Annotated in this window: 7 protein-coding genes; 2 read left to right on the forward strand and 5 right to left on the reverse strand. The window is 71.1% G+C overall.

What is annotated here, in order from left to right; translation table 11 throughout:
• Positions 1-62 precede the first annotated feature (62 nt).
• Complete coding sequence (locus tag ACFWEP_RS08735; RefSeq protein WP_387367740.1) at positions 63-2,198, forward strand: SpoIIE family protein phosphatase; 2,136 nt, start codon at positions 63-65, stop codon at positions 2,196-2,198.
• Positions 2,199-2,228: 30 nt separating this feature from the next.
• On the opposite strand, the gene ACFWEP_RS08740 is transcribed toward ACFWEP_RS08735, so the two are convergent.
• The 5 genes from ACFWEP_RS08740 to ACFWEP_RS08760 all read right to left on the reverse strand — a co-directional run bounded on the left by ACFWEP_RS08740 (position 2,229) and on the right by ACFWEP_RS08760 (position 6,874).
• A complete protein-coding gene (locus tag ACFWEP_RS08740) occupies positions 2,229-2,693 on the reverse strand; it encodes a hypothetical protein (RefSeq protein WP_387367742.1) in 465 nt (154 codons plus the stop codon).
• A 75-nt stretch (positions 2,694-2,768) separates the two neighbouring features.
• Entirely contained in the window at positions 2,769-3,995 is a 1,227-nt protein-coding gene (locus tag ACFWEP_RS08745) for a hypothetical protein (RefSeq protein ID WP_387367745.1), read from the reverse strand.
• Positions 3,996-4,114: 119 nt separating this feature from the next.
• Positions 4,115-5,194 (reverse strand): AI-2E family transporter, encoded by a 1,080-nt coding sequence (locus tag ACFWEP_RS08750; RefSeq protein WP_387367748.1) that lies wholly within the window; start codon positions 5,192-5,194, stop codon positions 4,115-4,117.
• 84 nt (positions 5,195-5,278) lie between these two features.
• Positions 5,279-6,235: a pirin family protein gene (locus tag ACFWEP_RS08755; protein WP_387367750.1), complete on the reverse strand. Its 957-nt coding sequence runs from the start codon at positions 6,233-6,235 to the stop codon at positions 5,279-5,281.
• 183 nt (positions 6,236-6,418) lie between these two features.
• Positions 6,419-6,874, reverse strand: a complete 456-nt coding sequence (locus tag ACFWEP_RS08760; RefSeq protein WP_328720485.1) for an SseB family protein — start codon at positions 6,872-6,874, stop codon at positions 6,419-6,421.
• Positions 6,875-7,061: 187 nt separating this feature from the next.
• On the opposite strand from ACFWEP_RS08760, the gene ACFWEP_RS08765 reads away from it, so the two are divergent.
• Complete coding sequence (locus ACFWEP_RS08765) at positions 7,062-8,888, forward strand: acyl-CoA dehydrogenase (protein WP_387367753.1); 1,827 nt, start codon at positions 7,062-7,064, stop codon at positions 8,886-8,888.
• Positions 8,889-8,929 lie beyond the last annotated feature (41 nt).

The raw sequence follows: 8,929 nt of genomic DNA on the forward strand, positions 1-8,929 counted from the left end.
CAGGCCCCCGCGGCGGCGGTCAACGGTGGCGTCCCGGGAACACACCTTCCTAAAGTGGGGCAATGCGTACCGAGGACATCCTGGCGGCCATCGAGACGGGGCTCTGGCGCTGGGACACCGCGGACGGGACGGTCGTGATCGACGCGGAGGCCGCCCGTCTCCTCGGTCTGCCCGGGGGCGGGACGTACCGGGAGGCCACCGTACGAGCCTGCTACCACCCGGCCGACTGGAACGAGGTCCGCGGCGTCGTCGGCCTCGCGGTCGCCGAGGACACCCTCGCGGAGTCCCGGCTCCGGGTCGTCGACGAGCGGGGCAGGGTGGTCCGTACGGTACGGACGCGGTCCCGGCCCCACGTGCCCGAGGGCAAGACCGTGGAGCAGGTCGTCCTCCACGGCACGCTCCAGGAGGTCGCGGAGCCCATCCCCGGCACGTCCGTGCAGACCCCCGTCACCGGCGACTGGAGACGCTCCCGCGAGGCGTTCCTGCTCGACGCCGGGAGGGCTCTGGCGGAGGCCCGGTCGACGGAAGAAGTGCTGAGGGTGGCCGGATCGCTCTCGATGCCGGGCTTCTCGCCGGACGGGCTGGCGGTCTTCGGCATCGAGGGGGACCGGCTGACCGTCGTCGGCCACCACGGCCACAACGACGGCGACGAGGAACCCTTCGCCGACATGCCCCTCCAGACCGATTACCCCGCCGCCGAGGTCGCCCGAAGCGGCCGGGCGATCTACATGTCCACGCCCGAGGAGTACGCCCGTCGTTTCCCGCTCACCTGGCCGCTCGCCCGCAATTTCGGCCGGCGGTCGTGGGCGTTCCTGCCGCTGGTGGTCTCCGGGCACACCATGGGCGCCTGGATGGCCGGCTTCCACCAGCCGGTGAGGTTCTCCCCCGACGAGCGGGCCGTCCTCACCACCGTCGCCAGGATGCTCGCCCAGGCCCTCGCCCGCGCCGGGGAGGCCGAGACCGAGCGGGAGCTCTCGCTGGGGCTCCAGCGGGCGATGATGCCGTCCCTGGGGGTCAGCGTTCCCGGCATCACGGTGGCGGCCCGCTACATCCCCACCGGCGGCGGCCTCCAGGTCGGCGGCGACTGGTACGACATGATTCCGCTGCCCAACGGCCGGGTCGCGCTCGTCATCGGGGACGTCCAGGGCCACGACGTGCGCGCCGCCGGGCTGATGGGGCAGCTCCGCATCGCCCTGCGCGCGTACGCCTCCGAGGGGCACCGCCCGGACGCGGTGCTCGCCCGGGCTTCCCGCTTCCTGTCCGGCCTGACCAAGGCGTACGAGTACGACGGCGACGGCAACGAATCCAGTGCCCCGCGCTTCGCGACCTGCCTGTACGCCGAGGTCGACCCGGCCGACGGCACCCTCGACATCGCCCGGGCCGGCCACCCCGACCCCGTGGTGATCAGCGCCGACGGCACCGCCGTCATCCGGCAGACGGGGGGCGGGCTGCCCCTGGGCATCGAGACCGACGCCGACTACCCGACGACACAGGTGGTGCTGGAGCCCGGCGAGACGATCATGCTCTGCACCGACGGGCTCATCGAGACCGGCGGCCACGACCTCATGACCGGCTGGGACCGGCTGCGCCCGGTCATGGAGACCCCCGGAGCCGATCCCGAGACCCTCGCCGAGGCACTCGTGGAGGCGGTCCACGGCCCCACCTCGCACTACACGACGGGCCCTCTCGCCGAACGGCACGAGGACGACATCGCGCTGGTGCTGCTCCGCCGGGACACCCCCGCCACCCTGGCGAAGACCCCGCCGCGCCGGGCCGCCGTCACCATCGCGCAGGCCGAACCGGAACGGATCTCCGTCGCCCGGCAGCTGCTGCGCGAGCTGCTGCACGACTGGGCGGACGCGGAACAGGTCGACTCGGCGGTGCTGATGCTCTCCGAGATGGCCACCAACGTGCTGGTCCACACGGACGGCGACGCGCTGATGGTGGCGGAGGTGACCGGCGAGCGGGGCGAGCGGCGGCTGCGGGTCGAGGTCGCGGACGGCAGCGACGAACTCCCGCACAAGCGGCGCCCCGGCGAGATGGCGTCCAGCGGACGCGGACTGGTCCTGATGGAGATGCTGGCGGACAACTGGGGCGTCGATCCGCGCGGCGAGGGCAAGTCGACCTGGTTCGAGCTGTACGAGTCTACCGAACCCGACGAACTCGGCGCGCGGCCGATCCCGTTCGAGCAGATCTGACCGGCCCGCCCCACCGGACGGCCACGCGCCTCAGACCAGCACCACCGAGAAGCCGTCCAAGGTGATCCAGGTGATGGCGCTGGTGGTCGTACCGCCGGACACCGTGATGCGCCCCGCCGTGCTGATCTCCACCCGGCAGGCGTTGACGCCGGCCTTGTTGTTGCGCGGGCACACGCCCCGGGAGATCTTGGGCACGGCGAGGGAGGCTGGTACCGCTCCCAGCACGGCATCCCCGGCGAAGGCGCAGGTGACGCCCCCGCGCAGCTGGAGGAAGTCCGTACCGGCGATCCTGATCACGCGGGCGCCCGGGGTGTCGGCCGAGGCGGTGACCCCCGAGGCCAGGGCGAGGGCCGTCCACGGGTGGACGACCTCGACGCCCCCCGTGCCGGTGGTGGCGGCCACGGCGGGGGCGGCGGCCAGCAGGGGTGCGGGGACGGTGACGGCCGCGGTCAGCAGGGCGCGACGGCTGGGGGTTCTCTGCGGCAGGACGGGCATGGCTGCTCCTCGGACGGCATGGGGCACGGGAAGGAAAACGGCTGGGGACGGGAAGGGGTGCGGGACGGAAGGGCGTCAGCGCCAGGCCACCGAGAAGGCGTCCAGATCGACCCAGGCGACCGGGTTGTCCGAGGTCGCGCCGAACACGGTGAGCCCGCCGTCGGGCGTGACCTCCGCCCGGCACACGCAGCGCCCGGCCCGGTTGTCGCGGGGCACCTCGGCCCGGACCGTCCGGCTCGGCGTCAGCGTCGGCGGGAGCTGGGCGATCCGGGTGTCCTTCGCGAGGGTCCCCTCGAAGCCCCCGCGCAGCTGGAGGTACGTGGTCCCGGCGATGTCCACCAGGCGTCCGCGCGGGCTCCGGAGGCCGGTCCGCGCAGTGATCCCGGCGGCGGGGGTCAGCGCGGACCAGTCGGCCAGCACCTTCAGCCCCCGCACCGGCGCGTCCGTGGAGAGGAAGCAGATGGTCACCTCGCGCGGGGTGGTGTGGCTCCCGCTGAACCCGAAGAGCAGCCGCGCCTCGGTGCCCATCGGCTCGATGCTCAGCCCCTCGGGCTCCCGGCGCTCCAGGCCGGGCACCGCGGTGATGCGCCGGGGACCGGCGAGGACGGACCCGTCCGTCCAGGACAGGGCGGTGAGGTAGGTGTCGTCCACGTCCGGGTTGCCGGTGTACAGGTAGAGGTGGTCGCCGAGCGACGCGAAGCCCTGGAAGGTGTCGGCCAGGCGCGGCACCAGCGCGGCCGGCGGGTGCGCGATCGTACGCAACGCGGTCCAGGAGACCTGACCGGTGACCGGATGGATCGGGTACTGGGTGAAGAGGTACCCCTGACCGGTCAGGTACCGCACCGTGAGGCGCTGGAACACCGGGTCCACGTTGGGCGCGACGAACCGGGCGTCCGGCACGGGGCTGAACGGCTCCGACAGCACCGAGGAGCTCGGGTCGACCGTCTGCCCGGGGAGGTACGGGAACCGGGCGATCCGTGTACCGAACTGCTCGTACAGCGGGCCGGTTTCGGTCCACAGGTAGGTCGTGCCGCCGATGTGCTGCGCGCCGATCTGGTAGCCGTGGCCGAAGCCGTTCAGGTGCATGTGGTCGATCGCCCGCCCGGTGGCGCGGTCCATGCGGTAGACGCAGAGGTTCCCGTACTCCAGCGCGTCACGGATCTGCACCACGAAGAGGTCGTGCGTCACCGGGTCGACGGCCATGGACTGGGGTGCCCGGGTGTGCTTCTCGTGGTTCAGCGGGGTACCGCTGAGGACACGGCCCCAGGAGCCGGCCAGGTCGATGAGATCCGTAACCGCCACGGACAGTGTCCCCTCCCCACGGGCCCGTGGGGGGCCGCGCGCGAAGATCGTATGTGCTCCGTCACGGCACGCCCGGGGGACCCGCCGAGCGCCGTGGGACGAGAACGCCGCTGGTGGGATCAGGCCGGAGCGCTCCCCGCCGGAGGTTCGTCCGCGGGTGCCGTGTTCCGGTCCCGCAGCTCCTCGATCACCCCGAAGGCCGCCGCGCAGAGCGGGACGGCGAGCAGCATGCCGAGAATCCCGGCGACGCTCGCCCCGGCGGTCAGCACGATCAGGATGACGGCCGGATGCAACCGCACGGTGCGGCTCTGGATCATCGGCTGGAGCACGTGGCCCTCCAGCACCTGGACCGCGAGCACGACGCCGAGCGCCCAGAGCGCGATGACGAAACCCCGGTCGGCGAGCGCGACCAGGACGGCGACCGCGCCGGAGAGGAAGGCGCCGAGGTACGGGATGTAGGCGCCGACGAAGACCAGCGCGCCCAGCCCCACCGCGCCGGGGACCCGCAGGATCAGCAGGCCGACCGTGATGCAGATCGCGTCGATCAGCGCGATGAACGTGGTGCCGCGCATGAACCCCTCGACCGCCTCGAAGGCCCGGCGCCCCATCGCCTCGACCAGGTCGCCGGAGCCGTGCGGGGCGAGCGAGTGGGCGAGGCGTACGGCCCGGTCGGAGTCGCGCAGGAAGAAGAAAGTGAGCAGCAGGGCGAGGACTGCGGTCGCGATCAGCGAGCCGATCAGGCTCAGCCCGGTGAGGACTCCGCCGGCCGCGGTGGCGCCGAACTTCTCGACGAGGTTCCTGGCGCTGCCCGCGAGGTTGTCCACGGACGCCTCGTCGCCCAGGTCGAAGTGGTCGATCACCCACTGTGCGGCGTCTTTGAGCGAGTCCACGATCTGGTCGCCGGTGTCGATGAGCGCGGTGACGACGATGTACCCGGCCCCGCCGACGACCGCGACCAGGGCGGCGCAGGTCAGCCCGGCGGAGACCGAGCGCTGCACGCGGTGGGCGGTCAGCCAGCGGTGGACGGGGCCGAGCAGAGCCGTACCGAGCAGCGCGAGGAGCACGGGGGTGACGGCGGTCTTGAGGTGGACGGACAGCCAGACGACGACGCCCGCCACCGCGACGACGAGGAGCAGGACGCCGCACCAGGCGGCCGTCCGCCGTGCGACGTCGGGCAGGAGGGGCTTCTGGTTCGGCACTCCCCCACCCGACCACGGGGCGGACACGGTGTCCCGCCCCGCGGGGCGTGCGGGTGACGGTCCGTCACCCGCACCCGGGGCGGATCACATGCCGTGGACCGCCGGAACGGTGCCGAGGCGGCCGGCCTGGAAGTCCTCGAAGGCCTTCTTCAGTTCGGCCTGGCTGTTCATCACGAACGGCCCGTAGTGCGCCATCGGCTCACGGATGGGACGCCCGCCGAGGAGCACGACCTCCAGGTCGGGGGTGTGCCCGTCCTGCTGCTCGTCCGCGCGGACGGTCAGCGAGGAACCGGCTCCGAAGACGGCCGTCTGTCCCATGTGGACCGGGCGGCGCTCGGCGCCCGCGGTGCCGCGGCCGGCGAGCACGTACGCGAGACCGTTGAAGTCCTCGCGCCACGGCAGGGTGACCTCGGCGCCGGGCCGGACGGTCGCGTGGATCATCGTGATGGGGGTGTGCGTGATGCCGGGGCCCTCGTGCCCGTCGAGCTCACCGGCGATGACGCGGAGCAGCGCGCCGCCGTCCGGGGAGGCGAGGAGCTGGACCTGACCGCCACGGATGTCCTGGTAGCGGGGGTCCATCATCTTGTGGCTCTTGGGCAGGTTCACCCAGAGCTGGAGGCCGTGGAAGAGGCCGCCGGACATGACCAGCGACTCCGGCGGGGCCTCGATGTGCAGCAGACCGGAGCCCGCCGTCATCCACTGGGTGTCGCCGTTCTCGATGGTGCCGCCGCCACCGTTGGAGTCCTGGTGGATGAAGCTGCCGTCGATCAGGTAGGTCACGGTCTCGAAGCCGCGGTGCGGGTGCCAGGGGGTTCCCTTGGGCTCTCCGGCCGCGTACTCCACCTCACCCATCTGGTCCATCATGATGAACGGGTCGAGGTGCTTGTAGTTGATCCCGGCGAACGCGCGGCGCACCGGGAAGCCCTCGCCCTCGAAGCCGGTCGGCGCGGTGGTGACCGCGAGGACGGGACGGGCTACGGCGTCGCCCGAGGCGGCCACCTTGGGCAGGGTCAGCGGGTTTTCTACGGTCACTGCGGGCATGGGAGCCACCTCCGGGCGGGATCTGCTTCCAATTTAGTTGAACAGTGAACATCTTGCAAGGCGTCGTTCATTCCCGGCGGGGCGAGGCCGGGGCGCGACCACGGGGAACGGGGGCGCGGCGGCGCACACGGAGAAGGCCCGCACCACACGGGTACGAGCCTCGGGGACGGGCGGACCGCGGCGTCAGCCGTACATGCGCCGCATCGCGAAGTCGACCATCTGCTCGACGGCCTTGGCGTCGAAGACCATCCGGTGGTCGCCCTCCATGTCCAGGACGAAGCCGTACCCGGTCGGGAGCAGGTCGATCACCTCGGCACCGGTGATCACGAAGTACTTCGACTCCTTGCCCGCGTACCGCCGCAGCTCCTTGAGCGTGCTGAACATCGGGATCACCGGGTGCTGGGTGTTGTGCAGCGCGAGGAAGCCCGGGCCGTCGCCGCGCGGGCAGTAGACCTTCGAGGTCGCGAAGATCTGCTGGAAGTCCTCCGCCGCGAGGGTGCCGGTGGTGAAGGCCCGTACCGCGTCCGCCAGGGAAGGCGGCGAGGGCTCGGGGTACAGCGGCTGCTCGGCGTAGCCGCCCATCTGCCCCATCTGACCCATCTGCTGCTGTGCACCCGGGTTCTGGTCGTAGCCGTACATGCCCCAAAGAGTAATCGGACACATCTCCGGCTTGAGGGGTTGCGCCTTATTACTCACGGGTAGCATCATCGGAGAGGTCGACTGATACGCGTCACGCAGCCGGCCGGCCTTCCGCACAGCCCGTCGCCCGACCCGCATCACTCCCCGGGGCGCTGCGCGTCACTGCTATTGATTACGGAGCCTTCCCATGGGGCACTACAAGTCGAATCTCCGCGACATCGAGTTCAACCTCTTCGAGGTGCTCGGGCGCGACAAGCTGTACGGCACCGGTCCGTTCGCGGAGATGGACGTCGAGACCGCGAAGAGCATCCTCGACGAGGTCACCCGCCTCGCCGAGAACGAGCTCGCCGACTCCTACGCCGACGCCGACCGCAACCCGCCGGTCTTCGACCCCGCGACCCACACCGCCCCGGTCCCGGAGAGCTTCAGGCGCTCGTACCAGGCGTTCATGGACTCCGAGTACTGGCGCCTGGGCCTCCCCGAGGAGATCGGCGGCACCACCTCGCCGCGCTCCCTGATCTGGGCCTACGCGGAGATGCTGCTCGGCGCCAACCCGGCCCTGTGGATGTACTCCTCGGGCCCCGCGTTCGCGGGCATCCTGCACGCCGAAGGCAACGACGCGCAGAAGAAGATCGCCGAGATCGCCGTCGAGAAGCAGTGGGGCTCGACGATGGTCCTGACCGAGCCGGACGCCGGTTCGGACGTCGGCGCCGGCCGCACCAAGGCGGTCCAGCAGGACGACGGCTCCTGGCACATCACGGGCGTGAAGCGGTTCATCACGTCCGGTGAGCACGACATGTCGGAGAACATCCTCCACTACGTGCTGGCCCGCCCCGAGGGCGCCGGACCGGGCACCAAGGGCCTGTCGCTCTTCCTCGTCCCGAAGTACCACTTCGACTGGCAGACCGGCGAGCTGGGCGAGCGCAACGGCGTCTACGCCACGAACGTCGAGCACAAGATGGGCCTCAAGGCCTCCAACACCTGCGAGATGACCTTCGGCGACCAGCACCCCGCCCAGGGCTGGCTGATCGGCGACAAGCACGACGGCATCCGCCAGATGTTCATGATCATCGAGTTCGCTCGGATGATGGTCGGCACGAAGGCCATCGCGACCCTCTCCACCGGCTACCTCAACGCGCTGGAGTACGCCAAGGAGCGCGTCCAGGGCTCGGACCTGTCGCAGTTCATGGACAAGACCGCCCCCAAGGTCACCATCACGCACCACCCCGACGTGCGCCGCTCCCTCATGACGCAGAAGGCGTACGCCGAGGGCATGCGCTCCCTCGTGCTCTACACCGCCTCCGTCCAGGACGCGATCCAGGTCAAGGAGGCCGCCGGCGAGGACGCCAAGGCGCTGCACGGCCTCAACGACCTGCTCCTCCCGATCGTGAAGGGCTACGGCTCCGAGCGCTCCTACGAGCAGCTGGCGCAGTCGCTCCAGACCTTCGGCGGCTCCGGGTACCTCCAGGAGTACCCGATCGAGCAGTACATCCGCGACGCCAAGATCGACACCCTCTACGAGGGCACCACGGCCATCCAGGGCCAGGACTTCTTCTTCCGGAAGATCGTCCGCGACCAGGGCGCCTCGCTCAACACGCTCTCCGAGGAGATCAAGAAGTTCCTCGCCGGTGCCCAGGGCAACGAGGAGCTGGCCCCCGCGCTGGACTCCCTCGCCAAGGCCGCCGTGGACCTGGAGGCGATCGTCGGCACGATGATCACCGACCTCACCGCCACCGGCGAGGACGTGAAGAGCATCTACAAGGTGGGCCTCAACACCACCCGCCTGCTGCTCGCCTCCGGCGACGTCGTCGTCGGCTACCTCCTCCTCAAGGGCGCCTCGGTCGCCGTGGAGAAGCTGCCGACCGCCTCCGGCAAGGACATCGCCTTCTACCAGGGCAAGATCGCGGCCGCGAAGTTCTTCGCCGCCAACGTCCTGCCCGGCGTCTCGACGGAGCGCGCGCTCGCCGAGTCCGTGGACAACTCCCTGATGGAGCTCGACGAAGCCGCGTTCTGATCCTTCACGCACTCCGTCACGGCGACGGCCCGCCCCCGCAC

It is taken from the genome of Streptomyces sp. NPDC060198 (assembly GCF_042728415.1).
Taxonomy (GTDB): domain Bacteria; phylum Actinomycetota; class Actinomycetes; order Streptomycetales; family Streptomycetaceae; genus Streptomyces.